Origin of the sequence: Methylobacterium komagatae, assembly GCF_042661665.1 — a bacterium.
Lineage (GTDB): Bacteria > Pseudomonadota > Alphaproteobacteria > Rhizobiales > Beijerinckiaceae > Methylobacterium > Methylobacterium komagatae.
In genome coordinates this window covers 4255066-4280329 of the sequence record NZ_JBHSWN010000001.1, presented here as the reverse complement: position 1 = coordinate 4280329, position 25264 = coordinate 4255066, and the positions used below count along the sequence as shown (strand labels likewise).

Sequence of the window (25264 nt, the reverse complement as noted above, 5' to 3'; positions counted from 1 at the left end):
TCCGGGCAGGATGGGAGCTATTCCGCCGCGGCAGCGGTGGTCGGAGGCTCGCGTTCCGTCGTGCGGAAGGCTTCGAGCTCGGCCAGGAAGTTGCGCGCCCACCAATCCACGTCCTCGCGCGCCATGCGCTCCGCCATCGGGCGCCAGCGCGCCACGCGCTCCGCCTTCGGCATGTACAGCGCCATCCGGATCGCCTCCGCGACCTCGAACCGGTCGTAGGGGTTCACCAGCAGCGCCTCAGGCAATTGCCGCGCCGCGCCTGCGAATTTCGACAGCACCAGCACGCCGGGATCCTCGTCGCTCTGCGCGACGACATATTCCTTGGCGACGAGGTTCATGCCGTCGCGCATCGGCGTGACGAGTCCCACCCGCGCCGCCCGGTAGAGGCCGGCGAGCACGGGCCTCGGATAGGCCTTGGTGATGTACTGGATCGGCGTCCAGGCAGGGTCGCCGAGCGAGCCGTTGATCTCGCCGACCTTCTCGTTCACCTCGCGGGCGAGCCTGCTCGTATTCCGGCACCTCGCTGCGGGATTTCGGGGTGATCTGGATGTAGGTGACGTTGCCACGCTGGTCGGGGTTCGAGGCAAAGAAGCTCTCCACCGCCTCCATCCGCTCAGGCACGCCCTTGGAATAATCCAGCCGGTCGACGCCGATCAGCAGCTTGCGGGTGCGCAAGCCTGCCATGGTCTCGCGGACCACCTTGTTGGACGACGCCTTATCTGCGGCTTCCTGGAAGCCCGCCACGTCGATCCCGATGGGGAAGCTTTTGATCCGGGTGCGGCGCCCGTCGACCATCAGCGAGCCGCCGCCCAGCGGGATCGCCCGCAGCGTGTCGATGAGGTTGCGCTGCAGGTTCTGTACGTCGGGGTCGGTCTGCAGGCCGATCAGGTCGTAATCGACGATGGCGCGAAGCGCTTCGCCGCTGGCAGGCAGGGAATTGAACACGTCCGCCGCAGGCCACGGGATGTGGTGGAAATAGCCGATCGGGTTGTCGAGGCCGAGGCCGCGCAGTTCGGCCGCCAGCGGCAGCAGGTGGTAATCGTGGACCCAGATGATGTCGTCGGGCTCGACAAGCTTGGCGAGGGCCCGCGCGAAGGTGCGATTCACCCGGCTGTAGCCGGAATAATCCGAGCGCGAGAAGGCGCCGAGCCCCAGCCGGTAATGCATGATCGGCCAGAGGGCGCGGTTGGCGAACCCGGCATAATATTCGGCGTGGTCGCGGGGGAGAGATCCACCACCGCGTATTGGACCCGGCCCCGGTCGATGAGCGTCGGCTCCTCGGAGGGCTCGTCGGTGATCCGCCCGCTCCAGCCGAACCACAGGCCCTCATAGGCGCTGAACGCTTCCTTGACCGCAACCGCGAGACCGCCAGCCGCGACGGCCTTGCCGCCCTCCTCCGGGACGGCCACGCGGTTCGATACGATCACAAGGCGTGCCACTCGGGTGGGCTCCCGTTTGAGGCGCGAATAGCCCGCGCCGACGCACAGATACCGTGTGTAGAACGCATCTCGTTGAGAGGCGATCCTTAACGTCGGCAACCCAAGCGCGAAGCCGGGTGCAGGTCAAGCACGGCCGGGGTCCCGAGGGTGACGCCGGGGTCATGGCATCCTCCGGCTGAACGCAAGCTGAGCCGTGCGGGTTTCGGCTCGAATCGAGGAACTGTCACAGGTTCAGCCGGTTACACAGCCGTCGCGGGACACCGCGACAAAAGGAGTCTGAGCGCGATGGCCGAACCCGAATTCCCGCACGACGTGCCGCATGGCGCCGCTCAGGGCGCGACCTCCGGACCGGATGGGACCGAAGGGGCTCGGGCGAAGGCCGAGTGGCGTGGGCTGCAGGGCGACGTGGAGAACCTCGCCGGCGTCGCCGCCGAGCAGGGCCGCGGCCTCATCGATGCGGCGCGCCTCCAGGCCCAGGATTACGTCGAGCGCCGCAAGGGCGAGGCGGCGCAATCGGTGCAGGATCTCGCGCGCTCCCTGCGCGGCTCCGGCAAGGACATGGCCGACAAGCCGCATGTGCGTGCCTTCTTCGACAGTGCGGCGGACGGGCTGGAGCAGCTCGGCACCTCCATCGAGCGCCGCAGTCTCAGCGAGTTCTACGGCGAGGCCGAGGCGATCGCCCGGCGCGCGCCGGTCGCGGTGGCGGTGGGCACCTTCATGGTCGGCCTGCTGGCCGCACGCTTCATCAAGTCCTCGAACGTTCCGCCGGACGAGGACGTCCGCGACAGCTACCGGGCCTGATCATGAGCCAAGGTTCCGACCCCCGCCAAGGTGCGAGTTCGATTCAGGGCCTGATCGGCGACGCCCTGCGCGAGACCAACGAGCTCGCCCGCAAGGAAATTGCTCTGTTCCGGGCCGAGATGGCGGGCAACGTCCGCCAGCTCATCGTGGGCCTCGCCTGCATGATCGGCGCGGCGGTCTTCGCCGTCGTCGCCCTGCTGGTGCTGATCGACGCCTTCGTGAAGTGGCTCGCCACCATCGTCGGCTCGGAATGGCTCGCGGCGCTGATTGTCGGCGGCACGCTGTTCGTGCTCGCCATCGGGATGGCCCTGTGGGCACGGAGCGTGCTGTCGCTCTCGACCCTCGCGCCGACCCGCACCACCCGCCAGGTTCGGCAGGACGCCCAGGCCCTGTCGGAACGCGTCTCAGGATGAGAAGGACGCCATGAGTTCGATGAACGACCTCGAGCGCGAGATCGAGGAAAGCCGCGCCCGCCTCGATGACACGATCGACCAGATCCAGGGCCGCCTCTCGGTGCCCAATCTCGTCGACGAGATGCTGGGCAATGCCCGGCGCGTCCCCTAGCTCGCGAACGTCTACGACGGCGCGCTGGACGCCGTGCGCCGCAATCCCGTTCCCGTGCTGCTGATCGCGGCGGGGGTGGGGATGTTGTTCAGCCGCATGGCCAAGGAGACCGAGCGCCGCCGCACGCAGGTCTCGGCCGCGCGGGTGGACACCATCGCGACGGACGCGGTGCGGGACTACGACCCGGACGGACCCGCCGCCCGCCCGGTCCAGGATCCCCTGGAAAAGACCGAGATCTAACCATCCCGAAGGACGGACCTTTCCCATACGCGTGACCGCCGAGGATACGAGCATGACCGACAAGCCGGGCTTCCCAGCGGGCGAGCCGTTCAACCCCGCCGCCGCCCCGGGCGCGGCCGGAGACCACACCCTGCGTCCCGACCCGACCGGCCGCCACGATCCCCTCCCCGGCGCGGCCTCGGCCAGCGTCGACCGCGCGGCGGATGCCGCGAACGATCTCGGGGATCGCGCCTCAGATCTCGCCGACCGGGCACGGGACAAGATCACCGGCCTCGCCGACGACATCCACGACCGGCTCGGCGGCTCGGCCGACCGGGTGCGGGACCGGGCCGAGGCGGCCTATGACGAGGCGCGCGGCCGGGCGGGCGATCTCCACCGCCGCAACATGCGCCGTCTGGACGACTTGACCGTGCAGGGTCTCGACGGCCTGCGTCGCAGCCGCACCCAGGTCGAACGGTTCGTGGAGGACAACCCGCTGCTGGTCGGCGTGGTCGGCGTCGCCGCCGGTCTTCTGTTAGGCGCGCTGCTACCGCGCACCCGCCAGGAGGATCGCAGCCTCGGGCCGTATGCCGACGAGGTTCGCGGCGAGGGCCTGCGCTACGCCCGCGAGATGACCCATCGCGGCCGGGAATTCGTCCAGTCCGCCCTCGATCCGGACAATCTGAACGAGGTCGTCCGCAAGGCGACCGGCGCCGAGGACGAGACGCCGCCCGCCGGGGAGCGGACGCAGCACAACCTGTAAGGTCGGCTGTACGGGGGAGCCTTCCCCTCTCCCCGCCTGCGGGGAGAGGCCCGTTTGCACCTCGTCGTGCAAACGGGAAGCGGAGGCGAAGCCGGAGCGGCGGTGAGGGGGCTCGCAGGACGAGACTCCTCCGGTCCTCCCCCTCACCCTCGGCTGCCGCCTCGCTTCGCCCCCGGCAAGGGGGGCTCAGCCCTCTCCCCGCAAGACGGGGAGAAGGGAAACGCGCAGCTTCTCGGCCGGACACCCACGACGAAGGCGAGAGTGGGATCGGTGTCGCTGCTCAGCCCCCGAACAGCCCCTTATACTGCTCCCGCAGCACGTTCTTCTGCACCTTGCCCATGGTGTTGCGCGGCAGTTCGTCCACGAACAGCACGCGCTTGGGGCATTTGAACTTGGCCAGCCGACCTTCCAGATCGGCCACGATGGCGGCCTCGGCCGGGGCGTTCTGGCCGCCCACCACCACTGCCGTCACTGCCTCCCCGAAATCGGCATGGGGCAGGCCGATCACCGCCGATTCCACCACGCCCGGAAGGGCGTCGATCTCGGTCTCGACCTCCTTCGGGTAGACGTTGAACCCGCCTGAGATGATCAGATCCTTGCCGCGCCCGACGATGTGGACGTAGCCGCGCGGATCGACCTTGCCGAGATCGCCGGTGATGAAGAACCCGTTCGCCTTGAACTCGGCGGCAGTCTTCTCCGGCATGCGCCAGTAGCCCTTGAATACGTTGGGGCCCCTCACCTCGATCATGCCGACCTCGTCGGGCCCGAGCGCCGCGCCCGTTTCGGGATCGACCACCCGCAGGTCTACGCCCGGCAGGGGGAAGCCGACCGTGCCCGCCACGCGGTCCCCCTCATAGGGGTTCGAGGTGCTCATGTTCGTCTCGGTCATGCCGTAGCGTTCGAGGATGGCGTGGCCGGTGCGGGCCTGCCACTCCCGGTGCGTCTCCGCGAGCAATGGCGCCGAGCCCGAGACGAACAGGCGGATCGAGGACGACGCCTCGCGGGTGAGGCCCGGCTCTTTGAGGAGCCGGGTGTAGAAGGTCGGCACGCCCATCATCGCGGTGGCGCGGGGCATCAGGTCGAGGATCTTCTTCGGGTCGAGCCGGGGCAGGAACAGCATCGAGCCGCCGCTCGCCAGCACCGTGTTCGTCGCCACGAATAGGCCGTGGGTGTGGAAGACCGGCAGGGCGTGGATCAGCACGTCCTTCGCCGTGAAGCGCCAATGCTGCACGAGCACGCGGGCATTGGAAGCGAGGTTGTCGTGGCTCAGCATGGCGCCCTTGGAGCGCCCGGTCGTGCCGGATGTGTAGAGGATCGCCGCGAGATCCTCCGGCCCACGGGCCACGTCTGCGAAGGCGGCCCCGTCCTGCGCGTCCGCGGCCTCGGCGGCGCTGCCCTGACCGGCCGCGTCGAGGGTCCAGATTTGCCGCACCCCGGCGGCGGACTCGGACAGCGCCTCGCGCTTGCCCGGATCGCAGACGAACAGGGCGGGCTCGGCATCGCCCAGGAAGTAGCCGATCTCGGCCGAAGTGTAGGCGGTGTTGAGCGGCAGGAACACCGCGCCGGCCCGCACCACGCCGAGATAGAGGAAGATGACCTCCGCGCTTTTCTCGACCTGCACCGCCACCCGGTCCCCCGGCGCGACACCCGCCGCCTTCAGGGCGGCGGCATAGGCGCCGGAGCGGGCGATCAGGTCGCCGTAGGAATAGAGCGTGCCCTCATGCGTCTCGATGACGGTCTTGGCGAGGTCGGGGGCACCGTCCCGCACGAGGGAAAAGAGGTGGTTCGTCATCGAGAGAGCCGGGTTGTGACTGGCGTATTGTCCGCCTCTCTAGCCGCCCCGTCCGTCTCCCGCGAGCCCTTTCAGGCAGCAAGCCGCTGCCGGGACGACAGAAAGGCCCCCTCCGGCGCCTTCTCCGGCGCGAACAGGCCGAGCCCGGTGGGCGCGGGCATGCCGACATAGATCGCCTCCATGCCGCCCCGCGCATAGGCCTCGTGCCAGAAGCCGGAGCCCTTGGCATCGCGCGAGAAGTCCCGCCACCACGTCCGGTGTGGCTCCGAGCGGGTGAACCGCTCCAGGCTGTCCAGGTCGCGCCAATACTGACGCATGCCGACATGGGTCAGCCCGAAAAACAGGTTCTCGTGAGCCAGGAGCCCGTCCGGCTGCGAACGCACCGAGGCGGCGATGCCCCGTCCCAGGCCCATCAGCGCCATGAGGCCGCGCCAGCGCGTGACGCGGAAGCCCAGATAGACCACGACGAGGTCGGGATAGGCGGACAAATCCACCGAACGGCGGGAGGGGACTTGCATCACGCGGTCTCATACCCTCTGCTTACATCGTAAACGTACGGCGGCCTGCTTACAGTGTCAACATCGCATCGAGACGACCTGCCCATCCCGCGTGGCGATCTGCGGGCATCCCTTCTCACCGCGGCCCTGGCCCAGCTGGAGGAGAGCGGCGCGGCGAACCTGTCGTTACGGGCGGTGGCCAGAGCCTGCGGCGTCTCCGCGATGGCCCCCTACCGGCATTTCAAGGACAAGAACGCCCTGCTCGACGCGGTGGCGGCTCACGGATTCGAGGCGCTGGCGCAGGCTCTCGAGGCGGCCGATGCGGGTGCTTCAGGCTCCGAGGCCCTGGCCGCACAGGGCGCGGCCTACGTCGCCTTCGCCTGTCGGCATCCGGCCCTGTTCCGGCTGATGTTCACAGCCCCGTGCCAACCCTCCGAGACATTGAGGGAAGGGTCGCGAGCCTACGCGATTCTGCAAAGGCGGGCGGCGGCGCTCGCGGGTCCTGCCATGTCCGCGGAGGACCTGACGCTGGCCGCGTGGTCCCTGGTCCACGGGCTCGCAGCCCTGATCCTCGACCGGCGGATTCCCCTGGCGTCCGGCGAGAGCGATGCCCTCGCCCGCCGGATCACCCTCGGCTTCGCCCGGCTGACGAGGCTTTAGGCGTCGGCGAGCGCCACGGCGCGGGGTGGTGGCAGCTTGCTCGCGCGCAACTCGCGGCTGACGGAGGACGAGGCCGCCACCGTGCCGAGATTGGCGTAGGTCTCGTGGTTCTTCTCGATGGCGCCGAGGTCGTAGAGGTAATTGACCATGAGCCCGTGCGACTGGCCGATCCCCTTGTCGGAGACGTCGCCCAGGAAGTTGATCCGTTCCAGCCTCGCGCCGTTGCCGAGGTGGAACCGCGCGACGGGATCGAGGGGTCGCCCGCGCTCGTTCTTGGCGCGGAGGAAATAGGCCGCCGCCGCCGGGATCATCGCCTTGCGGATGGTCTCGGACAGGGTCTTGTCCTCGTGCCAGCCGGGAATATCGAGGCCGCGCAGGGCCTCCACATCCTCGGGCAGGAGGCTCTGCGGGCTGTCGGCCCGGCGCTCGCGGGTGAGCCAGGTGGCGAAGCCCGGCACCGGCGAGAGGGTGACGAAGGTCTTCAGGCTCGGAATCTCGCGGGCCAGATCCTCCACCACCTGCTTGATCAGGAAGTTGCCGAAGGTGACGCCCGCAAGGCCCTTCTGGCAGTTCGAGATCGAATAGAAGATCGCCGTGGTGGCCGAGCGCGGCGGCAGGGGCTTCCGCTCCCGGGACAGGATCGGCGCGATGGCGGGGGCGATCGTGTCGGTGAGCGCCACCTCCACGAAGATCAGCGGCTCGTCGGCGAGCGCCGGATGGAAGAAGGCGAAGCAGCGCCGGTCCGGCGGCTCGATCCGGGCGCGCAGATCGTCCCAATCCGCGATGGCGTGGACCGCCTCGTAGCGGATGATCTTTTCGAGGATATGCGCCGGGGTCGTCCAGTCGATGTGGCGCAGCACCAGGAAGCCCCGGTTGAACCAGGAGGCGAACAGGTGCTCGAAATCCGAATCGAGGCTGTCAGCGGCGTCGAGCAGGGCCGCATCCGCCTTGTCTCCGCCGCCCTTGGCCCCCCTGCTTTCCTTGCGCAGGTCGCGACGCAGATCGAACAGATCCTCGCGCATGCGCACGAGGCTCAGCGTGCCGCCGCGCGCGAGGTTGAGGCGGCGGATCAGCTCCTGGCTGCGCGGCTCGGCCGCCTCGTGCAGGGTGCCGAGACGGGCGCGGCTCGGGTTGGCGAGATAGGCGGTGATCGCCGCATCGACCGCGCGGTGATCCGCCCCGAAATCCAGGGCGATGGCCCGCAGGAATTCGTGCCGCTCGGCGGCCGACAGGTGGGCGTAACGGTCGAGGATGGCGCGGGCCAGGGCCACGCCCGAAGCCTCGCCGCGCCGGGAGATGAGGTCGTCGCAGAGACGGGCGAGGTCGGCGGCGCCGGCGCGGGCGGCGATGTCGCCCCGCCCGAGGCCGACGAGGTCGCGGCCCCGATCGCTGATCGTCTGCAGCAGGTCGCCGAAGAAGGAGATCGCCGCCATCGCCCCCGTGACCTCATCCCTGGCGCCGGCCCGGTTCGGGGCCGCCCGCGCGTTCAGCCTAGTTTAGGGCGGCCACCGTGGTTCGGCCAAGGAGAAAGCGACACGGGATCGCTCAGACCCGCGAGGCGAGCATGGCGAGGTCCGCCCGCTCGCGCCAATCCCCGACGCCGTGCTGGCGGGCGAAGCGCAGTTCTGCGGCCCGCCGGGCGCGCTCGGGATCGCGCGCCCGGCTGATCTCCACGGATCCCACCGTAAACGGCACCCCGAAGATCTCCTTGGCGAAATCGACCCGGTAGTTCAGCATCCCGTACTCCTTGCTGGGGACCCTCCTCCGGCTTTCGCCGGGAACGGATCGGCTCCCCGATCGTAGAATGACGGCTGGTCGGAACCTGCGGCGGCGTGAGCCGTGCAGGGCCCGGTCAGTCGCGGGCTGGCTGCCCGCATCTTGTGCATATGGGGTGTCTCCGGCCGGATTGCAGGGGCGTCCGGCGGGGCGCGGCCATGCGGCGCGCCGGGTTGCCGGGGCGGAGAGCCAACGCCTATCCGCTCGGAACCCGTTCACCCCCGACCTCGCGAGGGCGCCCTGTCCGCCTCATCCCCCGTGCACGCCCCCTCGACGGTAAGGCCCGGTTCGGCCTGACGCTCATCGCAGGCGGAGCCGTAGCCAACATCTACTACAACCAGCCACTGCTCGGGCTGATCGTCGCCGAGTTCGGCGAGCGCGCCGCCCTCTGGGTGCCGACGACGGCGCTCGTCGGCTACGGCCTCGGCATCGTCGGGCTCGTGCCGCTGGGTGACGCCCTGCCCCGGCGACGGCTGATCGTGCTGCAATGCCTCGCCATGGCCTTCGCGCTGCTCGGCGTCGGGCTGTCCGGCAACCTGCTCTCCCTCGCCATCGCCCACCTGCTCGTGGGCATGCTCGCCTCGGCGGCGCAGCAGGCGGTGCCCTTCGCCGCCGAACTCGCCCCGGATGCGAGCCGGGGACGCGTGGTCGGGCAGGTGATGACGGGGCTCCTCTCCGGCATCCTGCTCGCGCGGACGGCCAGCGGCTTCATCGGCGCCCATCTCGGCTGGCGGCCGGTCTTCCTCATCGCCTCGGCCGTCGCGTTGGCCATGGCGGGTATCGCCGCCGCGACCCTGCCGCACACACCCCAGACCCAGCGCCTGCGCTACCGCGCGCTGATGATCTCGATCGTCGGCCTCGCCAAGACGCAGCCGGTCCTGCGCACCGCCGCCCTGTCGCAGGGGCTGCTCTTCGCCGGGTTCAACGCCTTCTGGGCAACGCTCGCCCTTCTGGTCGAAGCGCCGCCCTTCGGGCTCACCGCCGCCGGTGCGGGACTGTTCGGGGTGATCGGTGTCTGCGGCGCCTTCGTGGCGCCCCTTTCGGGCCGCTTCGCCGATCGCAGCGGCGCCAAGCCGGTGGTGCTCGGCGGGAGCCTGATGGTCGCCCTGTCCTTTGTGATCCTCTGGGCGGCGGGCGCATGGTCCCTCGTCGCGATCACGATCGGCGTGCTGCTCATCGATATCGGCATGAACGGCGCGCTCATCGCCAATCAGACCCGCGCCTATGCCCTGGTGCCGGGGGCGCGGGGCCGGATCAACACCGTCCTGTTCACGACGATATTCGTGTTCGCGGCGCTCGGCGCCTATGCGGGCTCGCAGGCTTTCCTGCTGGTCGGCTGGCCCGGCGTCTGCGCGGTCGGCCTGACCTGCTCCGCCCTGGCCGTCCTGGTCGCGCTACGCGACCGCTGAAACCGGGATCTCAGAAGGCCCTCGGTGGGGTCCGGGGGAAGGCCCCTGGGCTCTCGCTTACTTCATCACCCGCGACAACCGGCACCACGCGTCCTTGTCTGGCGGCAGGCCGAAGCGCAGGCGCTCCGGGCGTTCGGCGAAGCGGCGTACGGCAATGCCCGCTTCCGCGAGACGCCGGTAGAGGCCGGACCCGTCGGGAAAGTCGGCCGTGCGGAACAGGCGCGTTCCGCCGACGAGGCACCCGCCGCCGCGCAGGATCATCCGGTCGAGGCGCTCGGCATCCGCCCCCCGCGCCCGTGAGGCCGCCTCGCGCCACGTGGCATCCGACAGGGCGGCGGTTCCGATTGCCAGCGCCGGGCCCGACACCGCCCAGGGGCCGAGCGCCGCGGCGATCCGCGCCGCCGTCTCAGGATCGGCCACGGCGAAGCCGAGCCGCAATCCGGCAAGCCCGTAGGTCTTGCCGAAGGAGCGCAGCACCACGAGTCCCGGTCCGGCATGGGGGCACAGGCTCTCCACGGGCTCCAGGTCGGCGAAGGCCTCGTCGGCCACGAGCAGCCCGCCCCGGGCGCGCATCGCTCCGGCGAGGTCGCGCCGCGCGGCGAGCGGCAGGGTACGGCCGTCCGGGTTGTTGGGATCGACGATCACCGCGACCCGCGCCGCGCCGATTCCGTCCGGGCTCAAGACCTCCTGCACCGCGTGCCCGGCCCGTCGCCACGCGGCGGCATGCTCGGCATAGGTCGGGCCGAGGATCGCCACCTCGGTCGGCGCCACGAGGCGGGGTAGGGTCTCGATCAGGATCTGCGTGCCCGGCGCGGGCACGACATGCCCGGCATCCGGCGCGCCGTAGGCCCCGGCCGCCGCCTCACGCAAGGCCGCGACGTCGGACGCCTCGGGCAGGCGCAGCCAGGCGCTGGCCTCGATCACCGGCACGGGATAGGGGACCGGGTTGATCCCCGTCGACAGGTCGAGCCACGGCCGCGGCGCATCGGGGAAGGCCTGTCGCAGTCCGCCGAGTTCGCCGCCATGGGCGATCGCGGCGACGTCACGCGCGGAAACGCTCCACACCGAATGGTCCATCCGCCCGACACGCTCGCCCTTCTCGCCATCGCCCTCGGGATCGAGGCGGCTCTGGGCTATCCGGACGCGCTCTACAGGGCCATCGGCCACCCTGTCACCTGGATCGGGCGGCTGATCGCCGCCCTGGAGCGGGGGCTCAACCGGGGCTCGGACAGGCGCCGACGCCTCGCGGGGGTACTCACGCTGATCCTGCTGCTGGCGGTGGTGGGCGGGGTCGCGGGCCTCCTCACCGGGGCGGCGGCCTTCGCCGGGCCCCTCCCCGCCCTCCTGATCCTCGGCCTGCTCTGCGCCAGCCTGCCCGCGCAGCGCAGCCTGCACCAGCATGTGACGGCAGTGGAGACGGCGCTGCGCACGGGCGGCCTCGAGGCCGGGCGCCGGGCCGTCTCGATGATCGTCGGACGCGATCCCGACCGCCTCGACGAGGCGGCGATCTGCCGGGCGGCGATCGAGAGCCTGTCCGAGAACTTTTCCGACGGGATCGTGGCGCCCGCCTTCTGGATCGGCGCATTCGGCCTGCCCGGCGGAGCGCTCTACAAGGCCGCCAACACCGCCGACAGCATGATCGGCCACCGCACCCCGCGCTACGCCGCCTTCGGCTGGGCGGCGGCCCGGTTCGACGATCTCGTGAACCTTCCCGCCTCCCGCCTCGCCGGTCTGCTGATCGCGGGGGCGGCGTTCCTGCGCGGCGCCGATGGGCGCGGCGCGCTCCGGGCCATGGCGCGGGACGCGCGCCGCCACCGCTCGCCCAATGCCGGCTGGCCCGAATCCGCCATGGCGGGCGCGTTGGGGCTGAAGCTCGCGGGCCCCCGCATCTACGACGGCGCCCTTGTCCCCGACGCGCATATGGGCGACGGCCGGGCCGAGGCGACGCCCGGCGATATCGGCCGGGCGCTCGCGCTCTACCGCACCGCCTGCCTGATCCAGGGGGGCTGGTGGTGGGGCTGCTGGCGCTCGTCCTGGCAGCGAGACTGTAGGCTGAGCGTGTTACGCCAGCCCCACGAGGAGAGCCCGATGCGCGCGGTATTCGTGGATGCCAACGAGACCCTGGCGGCGGTGGCGCAGCGATTGCGCCGTCCAGGGGATCCGCCGCTCGCGATCCACGCCGATCCGGACACCATGCCCGAGGATCTGCCTCGCCTTCTCGCGGGAGCGGAGATCGCGCTCATCGACCACACCGCCCTGCCCCTTGCCGTGGCCCGCGCCTGCGCGGGGCTGAAGCACGTCGTGTTCCTCGGCACGGGAGCGCGGAGCTACATGGACCCGGAGGCGCTCAGCGCCGAACTCAGCATCGATGTCCATCTGATCCGCAGTTACGGCGACACGGCGGTGGCCGAGGGCGCCTTCGCCCTGATGTGGTCGGTCGCCAAGGGCCTTGCCCGGATGGATGTCGGCATGCGCGCCGGGCAATGGCTGCGCACGGACGGCATCCAGCTCACGGGCAAGACGGTGGGACTCGTCGGTTTCGGCGGGATCGGGGCCGAGATGGCCCGGCTCTGCGGCGGCATCGGGATGCGGGTCCTCGCCTGGAACCGGACACCCCGGCCCCAGGCGGGCGTGGAGTTCGTGGACCTCGACCGGCTGCTCGCCGAGAGCGATGTCGTGTCCGTGCACCTGCTCCTGACGGACGAGACGCGAGGCTTCCTGTCAGCCGCGCGGATCGCCGCGATGAGGCCGGGCGCCATCCTCGTCAATACGGCGCGTGGCGCCCTGGTGGACGAGGAGGCGCTGGTCGAGGCCCTGCGCGCGGGCCGTCTCGCCGGAGCGGGGCTCGACGTGTTCGGCGTGGAGCCGCTGCCCGTGGGCCACCCGTTCACGTCATTGCCGAACGTGACCCTGTCGGCCCACTCGGCCTTCCGTACGCCGGAGGCGGCGGACAACCTGATCGGCGCCGCCCTGGAGCATTGCCGCCGGGTCGCGGCCGGGGTGTGAGCTAGAGCGTTGTCTGTCATCCTTGGATCACAGAAAGCGCTCTAGACCATTGTTATTGAGGCATTTTCTTGCGCCGAACCGGCGTCCACTCCGGCGGAAAATGCTCTAGTGCTCCGTGCCGGGCATGTTCGGCCGCGGTGGGCCGCCATGGTCGCGAATGATGTTGGAGCGGCCCGGATGGCCCTTCAGGTCCGCGACCTGCTTGCGCGCCGCCGCGCCCAGGAACCACAGGGCCCCGATCGTGCCGAAAGCCAGAAACAGCAGGGGGTAACCGTTGCTCATCGCCCGCGTCCTCCCGGTGCCTCCCGCCGGTGGTGAGAGCACCCTCGCTCACGATGCGGCATTGCGGACGCGTTCCGTCCGGGCCGTCGTGCAGTGACGGAGGAGGCGAGCCCCGCAAGGCCGCCGGAGCCGTCGCGCCGGTTCGAGATCAACGCGCCATCGCCCATTCCGTTCAGCCCGCCGTGGCCGCATCTCCCGGCGCACTTCGCCGCGCCGCGTCCCGGCGCAGCGCCGAGAGAACGAGGACCATCAGCCCCGCCCCCGCCGCGAGGCAAGCGGAGAGGAACAGCATCGGCACGAGGTCGCTGCTCGTGGCATCGCGAATCATCGGCACCGCGTTCTGAGCCACGAACCCGCCGAGATTGCCTACCGAGTTGATCGCCGCGATCCCCGCCGCCGCCGAGGCGCCGCGCAGGAAGGTGCCGGGCATGGTCCAGAAGACCGGCTGCGCCGAGAACGTGCCTGCCGCCGCGACGCACAGGCAGGCGAACTTCACCGCGTTGCCCGGCAGCACGACGCTGAGTGCCAGCGCGGCGGCGGCCACGAGCGCCGGGCCGACGACGTGCCACGTCAGCGCCTGCCCCGTCGCGCCCGTCCGGGCCGCGTGGCGGGGCACCCACCACAGGGCGAACGCGGTCACCAACCAGGGGATGACGTTGATGAAGCCGTTGGCGAGGCTCGACACCCCGAACCCCTTCACCACCGTCGGCAGCCAGTAGCTCAGGCCGTAGGCCGCCAGGGGAAAGGCGATGTAGACGCAGGCCAGCATCTGGACCCGCCGGTCGAGGAGTGCGGCGAAGGGGTTGCCGTGCTCGGTGAGGCCGCCTTCCTGCCGCTCGGCTTCGATGGTGCGCACGAGCCAGTCCCGCTGCGCCGGGGCGAGCCAGCGCGCCACGCCGGGCCCGTCCGGCAGCGCGACGAGAACCACGACGGCCAGCAACAGGGCGGGCAGACCGGTAGCTAGGAACACCCATTGCCAGCCCGCGAAGCCGAGCACGCCGTCGAGGTTGAGGAGCGCCCCGCCCACCACCGCGCCGATGGCGTTGGCGAAGGCCGAGGCGATCATGAACCAGCCGATCATCCGCCCGCGGTGCGCCTGCGGGAACCAGAGGGTGAGCACGAACAAGACGCCGGGGAAGAACCCTGCCTCCGCCACCCCGAGCAGGAAGCGCAGCACGTAGAACATGGCCGTGCCGTGGGTGAACCCGAGCAGCACCGTCACCAGCCCCCAGGTGAACATGATCCGCGCGAACCAGATCCGCGCTCCGACCCGCTCCAGGAAGACGTTGGCGGGCACCTCGAACAGGAAATAGCCGAGGAAGAACAGGGAGGCGCCGAGGCCGTAGGCGGTCTCGCTGAGGCCGAGCGCCCCGACCATCTCCAGCTTGGCGTAGGAGATGTTCTGCCGGTCGATATAGGCCACGAGGTACATGAGCCCGAGCAGCGGCATCAGCCGCAGGGTCACGGTACGGATCGTGTCCCTGCCGAGGTCCGATTCCGGATCCTGGATCTCGCTCGCCATGGCCGCATCCTCCGAGCGAGCCCGTCGCCGGACAGGTGCGAGCTCATTACTCTGAGTTATAGACCGGGCTCGGTCTCCCGTGCGAGGGCGAGCAGCCGGTCGCAATCGACATGCGCCTCGATGTGACGGGCGAGCCGGTCGAGGGCGGCCTCGACGCCGGCCTCGTAGGAGGCGTCCGCGCTCCGCGTGCCCAGGCGGGCGAGCCACGCGCCGCGCTGTGCATCGTCGGCGAAGACCCCGTGGACATAGGTGCCGTGGACCCGGCCATCGGGCGAGACCGCCCCGTCCGGCCGCCCATCCGCGAAGCGCAGGAGGGGCCGGGCGGCGTCCGGCCCCCGCGTCTGCCCGACATGCATCTCGTACCCGGCGAAGGGCAGGCCGTCGGCCACGCTGGTGCCGGTGACCGAGACGAGGCTCTTATCGTCCGTCAGCACCGTCTCGACATCGAGCAGGCCGAGGCCCGGCACGTCGCGCGGCGGGCCCTCGATCCCGTGCGGATCGGCGATGCGGCGCCCGAGCATCTGGTAGCCGCCGCACAGGCCGAGCACATGCCCACCCCGGCGCCAATGGGCGCGGATGTCGATGTCCCAGCCCTCGCCCCGGAGAAAGTCGAGATCATCGATGGTGGTCTTCGATCCGGGCAGCAGCACCAGGGCGGCCTCCGGCGGAATCGTCTGTCCCGGCCGCACCAGCACCACACGCACCCCCGGCTCCGCGCGCAGGGGATCGAGATCGTCGAAATTGCTGATGCGCGGCATGACCGGCACCGCCACGGTGACGGCGCCCGCCCCCCGTGCTTCGGAACCCACGAGGCCGAGTACATCCTCCGCCGGCAGGCGGGCCGCCTCGGGCAGGTGCGGAACGAGGCCGAGCGCCTCCCAGCCGGTGCGCTCGGCGATGAGGCGCATCCCGTCCGCGAACAGGGTCGGATCGCCCCGGAAGCGGTTGACGAGGAAGCCCCGGATCATCGCCGCATCCTCGGGATCGACCACCACCCTGGTGCCGACGAGGCTGGCGATGACCCCGCCCCGATCGATATCGCCGACGAGGATGACGGGCGTGCCGGTGGCGCGGGCGAAGCCCATATTGGCGATGTCGCCGGGGCGCAGGTTCACCTCCGAGGCGGAGCCCGCCCCCTCCACGAGGACGAGATCGGCCTGTGCCTTCAGATGGGCGAAGCTGTCGAGGACGGAGGCCAGGAGGCGCGGCTTCCAGGCCTGGTAGTCGCGGGCCTTCACCGTGGCGACCATGCGGCCCTGGACGACCACCTGCGAGCCCACCTCGCTCTGCGGTTTCAGGAGCACGGGGTTCATGTGGACGGAGAGCGGCACCCGCGCCGCCCGCGCCTGAAGCGCCTGGGCGCGGCCGATCTCGCCCCCGTCGGCGGTGACGGCGGCATTGTTCGACATGTTCTGCGGCTTGAACGGCCGGACGCGCAGGCCCCGGTCCGCGAAGACGCGGGCGAGACCGGCGACGATCAGCGACTTGCCGACATCCGAGCCGGTGCCCTGGATCATCAGGGCGCGGGGGGAGCGGGGCGGCGTGCTCAGAACTCGATCCCCTCCTGCGCCTTCACACCCGCCGCAAAATGGTGCTTCACGCTGCCCATCTCTGTGACGAGGTCGGCGGCCTCGATCAGTGGTGCCTTGGCGTTGCGGCCGGTGACGACCACGTGCAGGTCCGGCCGCCGCGCCTGCAACGCCGCCACGACCTCGGCGAGGTCGAGATACTCGTAGCGGAGCGCGATGTTCAGCTCATCGAGGACGAGAAGGCGGATCGCCGGATTGGCCATCAGCCCGGTTGCGACGTCCCAGGCATGGCGACAGGCGGCGATGTCGCGGGCCTTGTCCTGCGTCTCCCAGGTGAAGCCCTCGCCGAGGGTGTGCCACGTGACCCGATCGCCGAAGGCCGCGAAGGCGTGCCGCTCGCCCGTGTCCCAGCCGCCCTTGATGAACTGGACCATGCCGACCGTCCAGCCGCGCCCCAGCGCCCGGACCATCAGGCCAAGGGCCGCCGTGGTCTTGCCCTTGCCGGGGCCGGTATGGACGATGAGCAGGCCCTTCTCGATGGTCTTGGCGGCGACTTCGGCATCCTGAACGGCCTTGCGCTTCTCCATCTTCTCGCGATGGCGGTCGGCCTCGTCGGTCATGCGGGGGCTCCTGGCTTCACGGTGAGGGGCAGGCCGGCGACGGTGAGCACGACCCGGTCGGCGAGCGCCGCCATGCGCTGGTGCAGGCGCCCCGCCTCGTCGCGGAACCGCCGGGCGAGGGCATTGTCGGGCACGATGCCGAGGCCGACCTCGTTCGAGACCAGCACGACGGGCCCCGGCGCGGCAGCGCAGGCGGCTTCGAGGGCCGTGGTGGCGGCGGCGATGTCGGCCTCCGCGAGGATGAGGTTCGTGAGCCACAGGGTCAGGCAATCGACGAGCACCGGCCCCGGCGCGGCGGCGACGGCCTCCGGCAGGGCGAGGGGCGCGTCGCGGGTGATCCACCCCTCCCCCCGCCGCGCCCGGTGCTGGCCGACGCGCTCGGCCATCTCGTCGTCCCAGATCTCGGCGGTAGCGAGATAGAGCCACGGCGCGGGGCAGGACGTGACCAGCGCCTCGGCATAAGCGCTCTTGCCGGAACGGGCGCCCCCCAGGACGAGGGTGAGACGGGGAGGAGGCGACGACATGGCTCCTCTTCGCCCGAACTGCACCGTGGGTCAAAACCGGCGGTTGCCGTCTGCGATTCATCCGACTATAGGAAGCCCAGCCCGCGCGAGCGCCCTTCGTCTAGCGGTCCAGGACGTCGCCCTTTCACGGCGAAAACACGGGTTCGATTCCCGTAGGGCGCGCCACTCAACGCTTAAGCGTTGTGCTCTCAGAAAATGTTATTCTTCAAAGGCTTGGCCTCAGCCGCGCGCTACATTCGCGGGCTCCGGGACCAAGACATGGGTCGCATGAGGTTCGTCCAGCGCCGCGCCGGTCACTCGGCCGCCATGAACGCTCTGCCGCTCGATCGCCCCGAATTCGCGAGCGACGCCCCTGCCCTTCCCCTGCGATGTGGCCCCCTGCTTCCTCCCCGGCCATCGCGATCGAGCATGCATAGAGGTCGTGTTTGGCAAAAGGCCCCAGGGCTCGGCCGTTCGGCAGCAGGCGGTCGTGCGCGAGCTTGACGGCGAGCGTACACTGCTCGTCATCGACGAGCGGGCGCGTACGAAGGCGGCTTCGTCATCAGCTGCCTCGAACCAGGCGGCGCGCGGCTTGCCATCGATGTCCTGTCCGAACAGCACGAGGTTGGGCAGTAGCCGCGAGAGTGGGGTCTCGGCGACGCGGGTCTACGGATTAAGTTGGCTCGTCATGCGCAGGCTCCAGAAACGACAGAGGCCCCCGAAAATTGCATCGGCATTCAGGCACGCGGCTCTAACCGACATCAGCCTATTGTTCGAAGATCCCATCGAGATCTCGGAAGCCCTTGATTTCAATAGGATTGCCGCTCGGATCGAAGAAGAACATGGTCCGCTGCTCACCGGGCTCGCCCGGGAAACGGACCACCGGCGGGATGTCGAAGGCGATGCCCTCGGCTTCGATGCGAGCGGCGAGCGCTTCCCAGGCGTCGAGAGGCAGCACCACCCCGAGATGCGGCATCATCACCATGTGGTTGCCGACTTTTCCGGTCCGGGTCGTGGTGAACGGTTCGCCCAGATGCAGCGAGATCTGGTGGCCGAAGAAATCGAAATCGACCCAGGTTTCCGTGCTGCGTCCCTCCCGGCATCCGAGCACTCCGCCATAGAAGCGGCGCGCCGCGTCGAGGTCGGTGACGTGGTAGGCAAGGTGAAACGGAGTGAGCATCGTCGGGTCTCTTCGTTGTGCGTGATGGTTGCGGCCTGCGCTCAGGCGGTCGCTGCGGCGGAGCTCGCTGAGACGACGCCGCCGATGAGATTGCAGGACAGCAGAAATCCGCTGTCGAGATCGCCGCCGCCGGCCGGTACGAGGGCCGCTCGCTGTGACGCGAGGGTGCGTTTCGCTTCGCGGGCAACTGACTGGGCCACCTCGACGGTGACGGCCTCGAACCGGATCGTCTCCCCCGGTCGCACCTGCGCGAGGCGGCCGAGATCGGCTGCGATGACCGTCGCAATCTTCGGATAGCCGCCCGTGGTATGGCGATCGGCGAGCAGGATGAGCGGTCGCCCATAGCCGGGCACCTGGATCGAGCCGTTCACGATCCCGTCTGAGACGATGTTGAAGCCGTCCGCGTGGGCGATCGGCGGCCCGTCGAGGTGGCAGCCCATCCGGTCGGCTCGCGCCGTCAGCGTGTAGGGCGCGGACAGAAAGGTGCGCAGCCCCTCCTCTGTGAAGCTGTCAGCCTGGGGCCCGAGCACCACCCGGATCCGACCATCGAAACGGGGCCGGTGGGCGGTCGGCAGAGTGAGCGGTCGCCCGGAAGGCTGCGGAGCGTGAAGCGGCAAGAGATCGCCCGCCGCGAGAGGATTACCGTCGAGGCCGCCGAGGCGGGTGCGGGTGTGGGTCGAGACACTGCCGAGCATCGGCGCCACGGCGAAGCCCCCCGCTACGGCAAGCCAAGCGCGCAGCCCCTGGCGTGGGGCTCCGAGGATCAGCCGGTCGCCGCGACGAAGGTCGTAGGACGTGTAGGGATCGAGGGCCCGACCATTCAGCGATATCGCGAACGACGCGCCGGCCAGGGCAACGCGGCATAGCTCCGCCTCGCAGACCAGGGTCGGGCCAAGCATCGCCATCTCGATCGCTGCCGCGTCAGAAGGGTTGCCGACCAGGGTGTTGGCGAGGGCCAGGAGGTCTAGGTCCATCGCCCCCGAGCCCGAGATGCCGAAGCGTAGGTATCCCTGCCTCCCGGCATCCTGAAGGGTGGTGGCCACGCCGGGCGCAACGATCCGCAAGCCGTCAGCCATCGACTCGCTCCATTGTCGCAACGAGTTCTCCGGCCTGAGCGGCCGCGCTCGCATCATCGAAGGCGGCACGGTCGATCGGTTCGAACCGGATCAAATCCCCCGCCGCGAACAGGAATGGCTCGGCCCGCGCCGGGTCGTAGGAGCGTGCGGGGGTGCGGCCGATGAGCTGCCAGCCGCTCGGCAGTTCGAGGGGCGGCGAGACGCCGGTCTGGTTGCCGCCGATGGACACGCTGCCCGCCGGGATCAGGGGGCGTGGATCCGTGCGCCGGCTCGCGTGGAGGCGGGGATCGAGGCCGCCGAGATACGCGAAGCCGGGGGCGAAGCCGATCATGTGGACGCGGTAGTCGCGGCCCGCATGCAGGGCGATCACTTCCTCCTGGCTGAGTCCGGCACCCGCCGCGAGGCCGGCGAGGTCGGCGCCGTGCTCGCCGCCATAAAGCACCGGCACCCGCCAACGGCGGATCGCTCCGGTCGCGGCGACCGGGGGCGGCCAGTGGCCGGCGATCAGGGCTGCGAGATCGGCCCTGGGCAGCAGGTCGGGGTCGTAGAGGACGAGGAGCGAGCGATAGGTCGGCACCGTCTCCAGGAGGCCGGGCCGTCCGGCGCCGCGGATCGCTTCGTCGAGGGCGACAACCAGCGCATTGACGACGGGGTCGACGGCGCGGCCGAGTTCCACCGTCAGCGCCCGGTCGCCGCAATCGAGCAGACGGTAGCCCGGCTCAGACACCAAGCACCTCGGCCATCGGGCGCAGGGAGATACCTTTTGCGGCGACATCGTCCCGCAGGCGCCGGGCCATGGTGACGGCGCCGGGCGTGTCGCCGTGGACGCAGATCGTGTCGATCCGCGTCGCGATGCGCCGCCCGGACAGGGAGGTGATCGCCCCGTCCTCGAGCATCCGCGCCACGCGCTCGGCGACGGCCTCGGGATCGTGCAGGACGGCGCCGGGGAGCTTGCGCGAGACGAGGGTGCCGTCATCCGCGTAGGCCCGGTCGGCATAGACCTCGCGGGCGATGGGCAGGCCGAGGCGCTCGCCGGCCCGCTCCGTCTCCAGGCCTGGCATCACGACGAAGATCAGGTTTCGGTCCAGCGTCCGGATTGCCCGGGCAACAGCGAGGGCGAGGTCGGCATCCTCGTTGGCCATGTTGCCCATCGCCCCGTGGGTCTTCACGTGGCGTACCGGACAGCCGGCATCCTGGGCCAGCGCCAGGAGGGCGCCGACCTGATAGAGGACTGCCTTCTCGATGTCGGCCGGGCGCTCGCCGTGGATCGGCCGCCGGCCGAACCCCCACAGGTCGAGGAAGCTCGGATGGGCGCCCGCCTGGACGCCGTTCGCGGCGGCGAGGCGCAGGGTCTCGTGCATCACCAGCGGGTCGCCGGCATGGAAGCCGCAGGCGATGTTGGCCGAGGTGGCCACGGTCAGCATCTCCGCGTCGTCGCCGAGACGGTAGACGCCGAAGCCCTCGCCCATGTCGCAGTTCAGATCGACGATCATCGGCACATCCTTTCGCGCGGGGTCATTCGGAGGCGACGAGGTGGGCGACCAGGGTCGCGGCGGCGCAGAGATCCGCGATCCGCATCGCCTCGTGCGGGTTGTGACTGCCGTTCTGGTTGCGGATGAAGATCATCGTGCTCGGTACGCCCTGCCCGGCGAGGGTCGCAGTGTCGTGTCCCGCCCCGCTCGCCATGGTCCGGAACGGAATCCCGAGCCGGCGGGCATGGCTGGACAGGGCCTCGACCAGGGCGGGCTCATCCGGGCCGGAGTGCTGCCCGTCCGTTCGCCGAGGGCGAAGCGCACGCCGCGGGCGACCTCGATGCCGGCGATGAGGTCGGCCATGGCCGCCTCGATGCGCTTGATGACTGCCGGTTCGGTGCTGCGCACGTCGAGACAGAAGCGGACCTCTCCCGGGATCTTGGCGAAGGCGTGCTGGACCGGATCGGTGGCGACCTCGCCCACAGTGACCGTCGCGGGAAGCCCCTCCCGCTCCAGCCCGCCCCACAGTGCGTCGAGGCCGGCGATCAAGTCGGCGAGGGCGAAGACGGCGTCGCTGCGCTCGGATCGTGCGACGGCGCCGGAATGGCCGTAGCGCCCGAAGCAGGTGGCCTTCCGGTGGCGGAAGCTGCCGCTGATCGCCGTGACGAAGGCGACGGGGATCTCGGCGGCCTCCAGAGTCGGCCCCTGCTCGATATGCATCTCCACGAATCCGTGGATCCGCTTCGGATCGAGCAGCGCCTCCCCCTGTGCCACCGCATCGGGCCGCAGGCCAAGTGCGGCCATGTGCTCGCGCAGGCTCAGACCGGAATCGGCGCGGGGCAGATCGAGGGTCTCGGGCGGCAGCAGGCCGAAGGCGGCCCGGCTCCCGACATAGGAGGCGGGGAACCATACGCTTTCCTCGGCCCGGAACACCGCCACCGTCACGGGGCGCGCCGGCACAAGGCCCGACCGGCGCAAGGCCGCGACGGCAGCGAGACCGCCGATCACCCCGGCTGCCCCGTCGAAATTTCCACCATGGGGCACGGTGTCGACATGGGAGCCGACCATCCAGGCCGGCAGCGCCGGATCGCGCCCGGGCAGGTTCAAGAAGAGGTTGCCGGCGGCATCGGTCTCCGGGCTGAGGCCCAGCGAAAGTCCGGTCGCGCGCATGAGGGCATGGGCCCGCTCCTCCCCCTCGCCGTAGGCGGCCCGGGTGACTCCGGGCTCGTCGCGGCTGAAGGACAGAAGTTGCGCGAACAGCTCGGCGCAGAAATCGGGATCGATGGCGATGGCGTCCGCGGCGGTGGCCGCCCCCATCCCGCTCATGCCGAGAACTCCGCTTTGTGCCCACCCTGCCGCCGGCGATCCCAGACCTCCGGATTGACGAGGTTCGGCGGACGATGCCCGGCGAGCACGTCGATCACCTGCCGCGCGACCCGCTCGGCAGCCCGGATCAGGGCGGCCTCGGTCGAGGCGGCGACGTGGGGGGTGAGGATCACCCGCCGCTCCTGGTGCAAGGGATGGTCGTGTGCGAGCACGTCCCCCGACACCACGTCGAGCCCCGCGCCAGCGATGGTGCCCGCGGCGAGCGCCTCAGCCAGGGCGTCCTCGTCCACAAGGGCGCCCCGGGCGGTATTGATCAGGAACGCGCCACGCTTCATCCGGCCCAGCTCATCCCGGCCGATCAGATTCCGGGTTTCCGCCGTGAGCGGCAAGTGCAGGGAGACCGCGTCGGCCCGGGCGAGGAGATCCGGCAGGGAGGCCGCACGCTCGGCTCCCAGGGCCTCGAAGTCTGAATCCGGCCGCGTCGGGCCGTAGGCGAGCACCCTCATGCCCAGCCCCGCCGCGAGCCGGCAGGTCGCCTGCCCGATGGCCCCGAACCCCACGAGACCCAGCGTCAGGCCGGCGAGTTCCACGAGGCGCGCGCCGTAGCGGAAATCGTGGTCACCCTCCCGCATGGCCCGGTCGGCCTGCGGGATCGCTTTGGCGAGGGCGAAGATCAGGCCGATCGCATGCTCCGCGACAGAGAGGGCATTGGCCCCCGGCGTGTTGACGACCGCGATCCCCGCCCGGGTCGCTTCCGGCACGGCCACCGGATCGGTCCCAGTGCCGTGGACCCCGATCACTCTCAGCCGAGGCGCGGCCAGCACCGCCTCGGCGGGAAAGCCGCCGTTGCGGGTGACGACCGCGACGCAATCGGCCGCTTCGCGGGCGAGAATCGCTGGGGTGAGGCCGGTGGCGGCCCGTATCTCGAGCCCCGCCGCCCGAAGTTGCGTCAGCCCCGCCGCATGGATCGGCTGAACAATGAGGCAGATACCCGGCGCTCCTGCGAAGGGGCGGCCCGGATCGGAAGGCTCGGTGGACACGTTCGAGGCAGCCCTGCTCAAAAATACCGCTTGAATGCCGGTGGTATACCGCAGAAGCTAACCCAATGCCGCAATGCTGGCAACGTCAAAAACCGCAAATTCATTTGAAATATAAGCATCTCGCCGGGACATGCGCCCGGTAAACGATGTAATTCGCCTTCCAGATAGGCAAATTACGGGCAGATCTTCGAGATAAACGCTGGAATATTTAGGTCGAACGATGACTCAGATCGAGGCCGCTCCACCGCCGCTCCTGAAGATCAGGAAGCTGCATAAGAGCTACGGCGCCAACGAGGTCCTGAAGGGCATCTCCCTCGACATCCACGAGGGCGAGGTCGTGTCGATCATCGGGGCGAGCGGTTCGGGCAAGAGCACGTTCCTACGCTGCCTCAACCTCATGGAGACGCCGACCTCCGGCTTCATGGATTTCGAGCGGTTCGCCTTCGACTATGAGGAGGGCGCCCGCCGCCAGCCGACGCCGCAGCAACTCTGCGAATTGCGGTCGCGGATCGGCATGGTGTTCCAGAGCTACAATCTCTGGCCGCACATGACGGTGCTGGAGAACGTCATCGAGGCACCGATCCGGGTCCGGCGGATGCCGCGAAGGCAGGCGGTGGCGGAGGCCGAGGCACTCCTCCAGCGCATCGGCCTCTACGAGAAGCGGCACGCCTACCCGTCGAAACTCTCGGGCGGGCAGCAGCAGCGCGTGGCGATCGTGCGCGCCCTGGCCATGGCGCCCAAGGTGATGCTGTTCGACGAGGTCACTTCGGCCCTCGATCCCGAATTGGTCGGCGAGGTGCTGGCGCTGATGGGCTCCCTCGCGGCGGACGGGATGACGATGCTGCTCGTTACCCACGAGATGGCCTTCGCCCGGGACGTCGGGACCCGCACCCTGTTCTTCGACGGCGGGGTGATCGCCGAGGACGGCACGCCTGCGGAAATCATCGGATCGCCCCGGAGCGAGCGGCTTCGCCAGTTCCTCCGTCGGGTGCTGCACGAGCCGGCCGGGCTTGGGCAACCGGCATGAGCCGCCTTGAGGCCACCACGGAGTTCGGACGGCGATGAGCGGCACGGCATGGCAGGACTGGTGGCAGACTCTTACGGAGGAGTTCTTCACCTACGGCCCCGGTTTCGTCTCGGCGACGCTGGTCGTGCTCGGCGTCACGGTGGCGAGCATCTTGGTCAGTTGGGTCTGCGGCCTGCTTGGGGCGCTGGGCAAGCGCTCCACCTTCGCACCCTTCCGGGCGCTCGCGAGCTTCTACGTCTGGTTCATTCGGGGCACGCCAACCCTGGTACAGGTCTTCATCGTCTATTTCGGCATGCCGCAGATCGGCGTGAAACTCTCCCCCGTCACCGCCGGCATCATCGCGCTCGGCGTTAGCAGCGGTGCCTACGTGGCCGAGACCATCCGCGCCGGCCTCGCGGCGATCCCCCGGGGTCAGATCGAGTCGGCCCTCGCGCTCGGCATGAACCCGCGGATCATGATGGTCCGGATCGTCCTGCCGCAGGTCTTCCGCATGATCCTCCCCTCGCTGACCAACGAAGCGATCTCGGCGGTCAAGAACACCTCGCTCCTGTCGACGATCACGGTCGTCGAGTTGACGCTCTACGCGCAGCTGATGATTGCGACGACGTTCCGCCCGTTCGATTTCTACATTGCGGCGGCGCTGATTTACCTCGGCCTGACGTCGATCCTTTCGCAACTCTCCGCCTATTTCGAGCGGCGATACGCCCGCCTGTCGTGAACCTCCTCCGCCGCGGTACGGGCCGCGGCCGACACCTCCCGCC

At 70.0% G+C, this 25264-nt stretch carries 24 protein-coding genes, 1 tRNA gene and 4 pseudogenes; 11 read left to right on the top strand and 18 right to left on the bottom strand.

What is annotated here, in order from left to right; all coding sequences use genetic code 11:
* Positions 1 to 17: 17 nt before the first annotated feature.
* Positions 18 to 1439: pseudogene (locus ACFQE0_RS21330) on the bottom strand (alpha,alpha-trehalose-phosphate synthase (UDP-forming)).
* Positions 1440 to 1724: 285 nt separating this feature from the next.
* Here ACFQE0_RS21330 and ACFQE0_RS21325 point away from each other — a divergent pair.
* The 4 genes and pseudogenes from ACFQE0_RS21325 (at position 1725) to ACFQE0_RS21310 (ending at position 3786) form a co-directional block, all read left to right on the top strand.
* Positions 1725 to 2240 (top strand): hypothetical protein, encoded by a 516-nt coding sequence (locus ACFQE0_RS21325; protein WP_378973201.1) that lies wholly within the window; start codon positions 1725 to 1727, stop codon positions 2238 to 2240.
* A 2-nt stretch (positions 2241 to 2242) separates the two neighbouring features.
* Positions 2243 to 2653, top strand: a complete 411-nt coding sequence (locus ACFQE0_RS21320) for a phage holin family protein (RefSeq protein WP_378973198.1) — start codon at positions 2243 to 2245, stop codon at positions 2651 to 2653.
* A 19-nt stretch (positions 2654 to 2672) separates the two neighbouring features.
* Positions 2673 to 3044: pseudogene (locus tag ACFQE0_RS21315) on the top strand (DUF3618 domain-containing protein).
* 52 nt (positions 3045 to 3096) lie between these two features.
* A complete protein-coding gene (locus tag ACFQE0_RS21310) occupies positions 3097 to 3786 on the top strand; it encodes a hypothetical protein (protein WP_378973195.1) in 690 nt (229 codons plus the stop codon).
* A 280-nt stretch (positions 3787 to 4066) separates the two neighbouring features.
* Here the strand turns inward: ACFQE0_RS21310 and ACFQE0_RS21305 are convergent, their stop codons facing one another.
* Positions 4067 to 5578 carry a malonate--CoA ligase gene (locus tag ACFQE0_RS21305; RefSeq protein WP_378973193.1) on the bottom strand — a complete coding sequence of 504 codons (1512 nt, stop codon included), beginning with the start codon at positions 5576 to 5578 and terminating at the stop codon, positions 4067 to 4069.
* A gap of 71 nt (positions 5579 to 5649) precedes the next feature.
* Complete coding sequence (locus ACFQE0_RS21300) at positions 5650 to 6096, bottom strand: monooxygenase family protein (protein ID WP_378973191.1); 447 nt, start codon at positions 6094 to 6096, stop codon at positions 5650 to 5652.
* Positions 6097 to 6150: 54 nt separating this feature from the next.
* On the opposite strand from ACFQE0_RS21300, the gene ACFQE0_RS21295 reads away from it, so the two are divergent.
* The gene (locus ACFQE0_RS21295) at positions 6151 to 6735 is read left to right on the top strand and encodes a TetR/AcrR family transcriptional regulator (RefSeq protein WP_378973188.1); all 585 of its coding nucleotides are present in this window, start codon (positions 6151 to 6153) and stop codon (positions 6733 to 6735) included.
* Here the strand turns inward: ACFQE0_RS21295 and ACFQE0_RS21290 are convergent.
* Both ACFQE0_RS21290 and ACFQE0_RS21285 read right to left on the bottom strand, forming a co-directional pair.
* Positions 6732 to 8168, bottom strand: coding sequence for a malonyl-CoA decarboxylase (locus tag ACFQE0_RS21290; RefSeq protein ID WP_378973186.1), 1437 nt, complete (start codon positions 8166 to 8168; stop codon positions 6732 to 6734). The two genes, ACFQE0_RS21295 and ACFQE0_RS21290, sit on opposite strands and share 4 nt — an antisense overlap.
* A gap of 112 nt (positions 8169 to 8280) precedes the next feature.
* The gene (locus ACFQE0_RS21285; RefSeq protein WP_378973184.1) at positions 8281 to 8472 is read right to left on the bottom strand and encodes a hypothetical protein; all 192 of its coding nucleotides are present in this window, start codon (positions 8470 to 8472) and stop codon (positions 8281 to 8283) included.
* 197 nt (positions 8473 to 8669) lie between these two features.
* On the opposite strand from ACFQE0_RS21285, the gene ACFQE0_RS21280 reads away from it, so the two are divergent.
* On the top strand, positions 8670 to 9920 hold the full coding sequence (locus ACFQE0_RS21280) for an MFS transporter (RefSeq protein ID WP_378973181.1): 1251 nt from the start codon (positions 8670 to 8672) through the stop codon (positions 9918 to 9920).
* Between the two features lie 57 nt (positions 9921 to 9977).
* Here the strand turns inward: ACFQE0_RS21280 and cobD are convergent, their stop codons facing one another.
* Positions 9978 to 10997, bottom strand: a complete 1020-nt coding sequence (gene cobD, locus ACFQE0_RS21275; RefSeq protein ID WP_378973179.1) for a threonine-phosphate decarboxylase CobD — start codon at positions 10995 to 10997, stop codon at positions 9978 to 9980.
* On the opposite strand from cobD, the pseudogene cbiB reads away from it, so the two are divergent.
* Positions 10989 to 11971 (top strand): annotated as a pseudogene (cbiB, locus tag ACFQE0_RS21270) (adenosylcobinamide-phosphate synthase CbiB). The gene cobD and the pseudogene cbiB overlap by 9 nt on opposite strands.
* 37 nt (positions 11972 to 12008) lie before the next feature.
* The gene (locus ACFQE0_RS21265; protein ID WP_378973176.1) at positions 12009 to 12926 is read left to right on the top strand and encodes an NAD(P)-dependent oxidoreductase; all 918 of its coding nucleotides are present in this window, start codon (positions 12009 to 12011) and stop codon (positions 12924 to 12926) included.
* A 105-nt stretch (positions 12927 to 13031) separates the two neighbouring features.
* Here ACFQE0_RS21265 and ACFQE0_RS21260 read toward each other — a convergent pair whose 3' ends face one another.
* The 5 genes from ACFQE0_RS21260 to cobU all read right to left on the bottom strand — a co-directional run bounded on the left by ACFQE0_RS21260 (position 13032) and on the right by cobU (position 17403).
* Positions 13032 to 13208, bottom strand: coding sequence for a hypothetical protein (locus ACFQE0_RS21260; protein WP_378973174.1), 177 nt, complete (start codon positions 13206 to 13208; stop codon positions 13032 to 13034).
* A 172-nt stretch (positions 13209 to 13380) separates the two neighbouring features.
* Positions 13381 to 14730, bottom strand: a complete 1350-nt coding sequence (locus tag ACFQE0_RS21255; protein WP_378973172.1) for an MFS transporter — start codon at positions 14728 to 14730, stop codon at positions 13381 to 13383.
* Between the two features lie 56 nt (positions 14731 to 14786).
* Positions 14787 to 16247 (bottom strand): cobyric acid synthase, encoded by a 1461-nt coding sequence (locus ACFQE0_RS21250; protein ID WP_378973169.1) that lies wholly within the window; start codon positions 16245 to 16247, stop codon positions 14787 to 14789.
* A 29-nt stretch (positions 16248 to 16276) separates the two neighbouring features.
* Positions 16277 to 16879 (bottom strand): cob(I)yrinic acid a,c-diamide adenosyltransferase, encoded by a 603-nt coding sequence (gene cobO / locus ACFQE0_RS21245; RefSeq protein WP_378973167.1) that lies wholly within the window; start codon positions 16877 to 16879, stop codon positions 16277 to 16279.
* The gene (gene cobU, locus ACFQE0_RS21240) at positions 16876 to 17403 is read right to left on the bottom strand and encodes a bifunctional adenosylcobinamide kinase/adenosylcobinamide-phosphate guanylyltransferase (RefSeq protein ID WP_378973164.1); all 528 of its coding nucleotides are present in this window, start codon (positions 17401 to 17403) and stop codon (positions 16876 to 16878) included. Before cobU ends, cobO begins: the two co-directional genes overlap by 4 nt.
* Before the next feature lie 89 nt (positions 17404 to 17492).
* Here cobU and ACFQE0_RS21235 point away from each other — a divergent pair.
* Positions 17493 to 17568 (top strand) — tRNA-Glu (locus tag ACFQE0_RS21235).
* 580 nt (positions 17569 to 18148) lie between these two features.
* Here ACFQE0_RS21235 and ACFQE0_RS21230 read toward each other — a convergent pair.
* The 7 genes and pseudogenes from ACFQE0_RS21230 to ACFQE0_RS21200 all read right to left on the bottom strand — a co-directional run bounded on the left by ACFQE0_RS21230 (position 18149) and on the right by ACFQE0_RS21200 (position 23476).
* The gene (locus ACFQE0_RS21230; protein WP_378973162.1) at positions 18149 to 18562 is read right to left on the bottom strand and encodes a VOC family protein; all 414 of its coding nucleotides are present in this window, start codon (positions 18560 to 18562) and stop codon (positions 18149 to 18151) included.
* A gap of 41 nt (positions 18563 to 18603) precedes the next feature.
* Positions 18604 to 19638, bottom strand: a complete 1035-nt coding sequence (locus tag ACFQE0_RS21225) for a 5-oxoprolinase subunit C family protein (protein ID WP_378973160.1) — start codon at positions 19636 to 19638, stop codon at positions 18604 to 18606.
* Positions 19631 to 20365 carry a 5-oxoprolinase subunit PxpB gene (gene pxpB / locus ACFQE0_RS21220; protein ID WP_378973158.1) on the bottom strand — a complete coding sequence of 245 codons (735 nt, stop codon included), beginning with the start codon at positions 20363 to 20365 and terminating at the stop codon, positions 19631 to 19633. Before pxpB ends, ACFQE0_RS21225 begins: the two co-directional genes overlap by 8 nt.
* The gene (locus ACFQE0_RS21215) at positions 20358 to 21131 is read right to left on the bottom strand and encodes a LamB/YcsF family protein (protein ID WP_378973155.1); all 774 of its coding nucleotides are present in this window, start codon (positions 21129 to 21131) and stop codon (positions 20358 to 20360) included. The genes pxpB and ACFQE0_RS21215 overlap by 8 nt, the downstream gene beginning before the upstream one ends.
* Positions 21132 to 21153: 22 nt before the next feature.
* Positions 21154 to 21366 carry a M20/M25/M40 family metallo-hydrolase gene (locus tag ACFQE0_RS21210; RefSeq protein ID WP_378975613.1) on the bottom strand — a complete coding sequence of 71 codons (213 nt, stop codon included), beginning with the start codon at positions 21364 to 21366 and terminating at the stop codon, positions 21154 to 21156.
* An 80-nt stretch (positions 21367 to 21446) separates the two neighbouring features.
* Positions 21447 to 22280 (bottom strand): annotated as a pseudogene (locus ACFQE0_RS21205) (M20/M25/M40 family metallo-hydrolase); the annotation flags it as partial.
* 152 nt (positions 22281 to 22432) lie between these two features.
* Positions 22433 to 23476 carry a hydroxyacid dehydrogenase gene (locus tag ACFQE0_RS21200; protein ID WP_378973152.1) on the bottom strand — a complete coding sequence of 348 codons (1044 nt, stop codon included), beginning with the start codon at positions 23474 to 23476 and terminating at the stop codon, positions 22433 to 22435.
* 220 nt (positions 23477 to 23696) lie between these two features.
* On the opposite strand from ACFQE0_RS21200, the gene ACFQE0_RS21195 reads away from it, so the two are divergent.
* Both ACFQE0_RS21195 and ACFQE0_RS21190 read left to right on the top strand, forming a co-directional pair.
* Positions 23697 to 24503 (top strand): amino acid ABC transporter ATP-binding protein, encoded by an 807-nt coding sequence (locus tag ACFQE0_RS21195; RefSeq protein ID WP_378973150.1) that lies wholly within the window; start codon positions 23697 to 23699, stop codon positions 24501 to 24503.
* Positions 24504 to 24537: 34 nt separating this feature from the next.
* Complete coding sequence (locus ACFQE0_RS21190) at positions 24538 to 25221, top strand: amino acid ABC transporter permease (RefSeq protein WP_378973148.1); 684 nt, start codon at positions 24538 to 24540, stop codon at positions 25219 to 25221.
* Positions 25222 to 25264 lie beyond the last annotated feature (43 nt).

Coding starts and splice junctions, on each gene's coding strand:
- ACFQE0_RS21325 (WP_378973201.1), top strand. CDS start 1,725: ATGGCCGAACCCGAATTCCCGCACGACGTGCCGCATGGCGCCGCTCAG.
- ACFQE0_RS21320 (WP_378973198.1), top strand. CDS start 2,243: ATGAGCCAAGGTTCCGACCCCCGCCAAGGTGCGAGTTCGATTCAGGGC.
- ACFQE0_RS21310 (WP_378973195.1), top strand. CDS start 3,097: ATGACCGACAAGCCGGGCTTCCCAGCGGGCGAGCCGTTCAACCCCGCC.
- ACFQE0_RS21305 (WP_378973193.1), bottom strand. CDS start 5,578: ATGACGAACCACCTCTTTTCCCTCGTGCGGGACGGTGCCCCCGACCTC.
- ACFQE0_RS21300 (WP_378973191.1), bottom strand. CDS start 6,096: ATGCAAGTCCCCTCCCGCCGTTCGGTGGATTTGTCCGCCTATCCCGAC.
- ACFQE0_RS21290 (WP_378973186.1), bottom strand. CDS start 8,168: ATGGCGGCGATCTCCTTCTTCGGCGACCTGCTGCAGACGATCAGCGAT.
- ACFQE0_RS21285 (WP_378973184.1), bottom strand. CDS start 8,472: ATGCTGAACTACCGGGTCGATTTCGCCAAGGAGATCTTCGGGGTGCCG.
- ACFQE0_RS21280 (WP_378973181.1), top strand. CDS start 8,670: ATGCGGCGCGCCGGGTTGCCGGGGCGGAGAGCCAACGCCTATCCGCTC.
- cobD (WP_378973179.1), bottom strand. CDS start 10,997: ATGGACCATTCGGTGTGGAGCGTTTCCGCGCGTGACGTCGCCGCGATC.
- ACFQE0_RS21265 (WP_378973176.1), top strand. CDS start 12,009: ATGCGCGCGGTATTCGTGGATGCCAACGAGACCCTGGCGGCGGTGGCG.
- ACFQE0_RS21260 (WP_378973174.1), bottom strand. CDS start 13,208: ATGAGCAACGGTTACCCCCTGCTGTTTCTGGCTTTCGGCACGATCGGG.
- ACFQE0_RS21255 (WP_378973172.1), bottom strand. CDS start 14,730: ATGGCGAGCGAGATCCAGGATCCGGAATCGGACCTCGGCAGGGACACG.
- ACFQE0_RS21250 (WP_378973169.1), bottom strand. CDS start 16,247: ATGATCCAGGGCACCGGCTCGGATGTCGGCAAGTCGCTGATCGTCGCC.
- cobO (WP_378973167.1), bottom strand. CDS start 16,879: ATGACCGACGAGGCCGACCGCCATCGCGAGAAGATGGAGAAGCGCAAG.
- cobU (WP_378973164.1), bottom strand. CDS start 17,403: ATGTCGTCGCCTCCTCCCCGTCTCACCCTCGTCCTGGGGGGCGCCCGT.
- ACFQE0_RS21230 (WP_378973162.1), bottom strand. CDS start 18,562: ATGCTCACTCCGTTTCACCTTGCCTACCACGTCACCGACCTCGACGCG.
- ACFQE0_RS21225 (WP_378973160.1), bottom strand. CDS start 19,638: ATGGCTGACGGCTTGCGGATCGTTGCGCCCGGCGTGGCCACCACCCTT.
- ACFQE0_RS21215 (WP_378973155.1), bottom strand. CDS start 21,131: ATGATCGTCGATCTGAACTGCGACATGGGCGAGGGCTTCGGCGTCTAC.
- ACFQE0_RS21195 (WP_378973150.1), top strand. CDS start 23,697: ATGACTCAGATCGAGGCCGCTCCACCGCCGCTCCTGAAGATCAGGAAG.
- ACFQE0_RS21190 (WP_378973148.1), top strand. CDS start 24,538: ATGAGCGGCACGGCATGGCAGGACTGGTGGCAGACTCTTACGGAGGAG.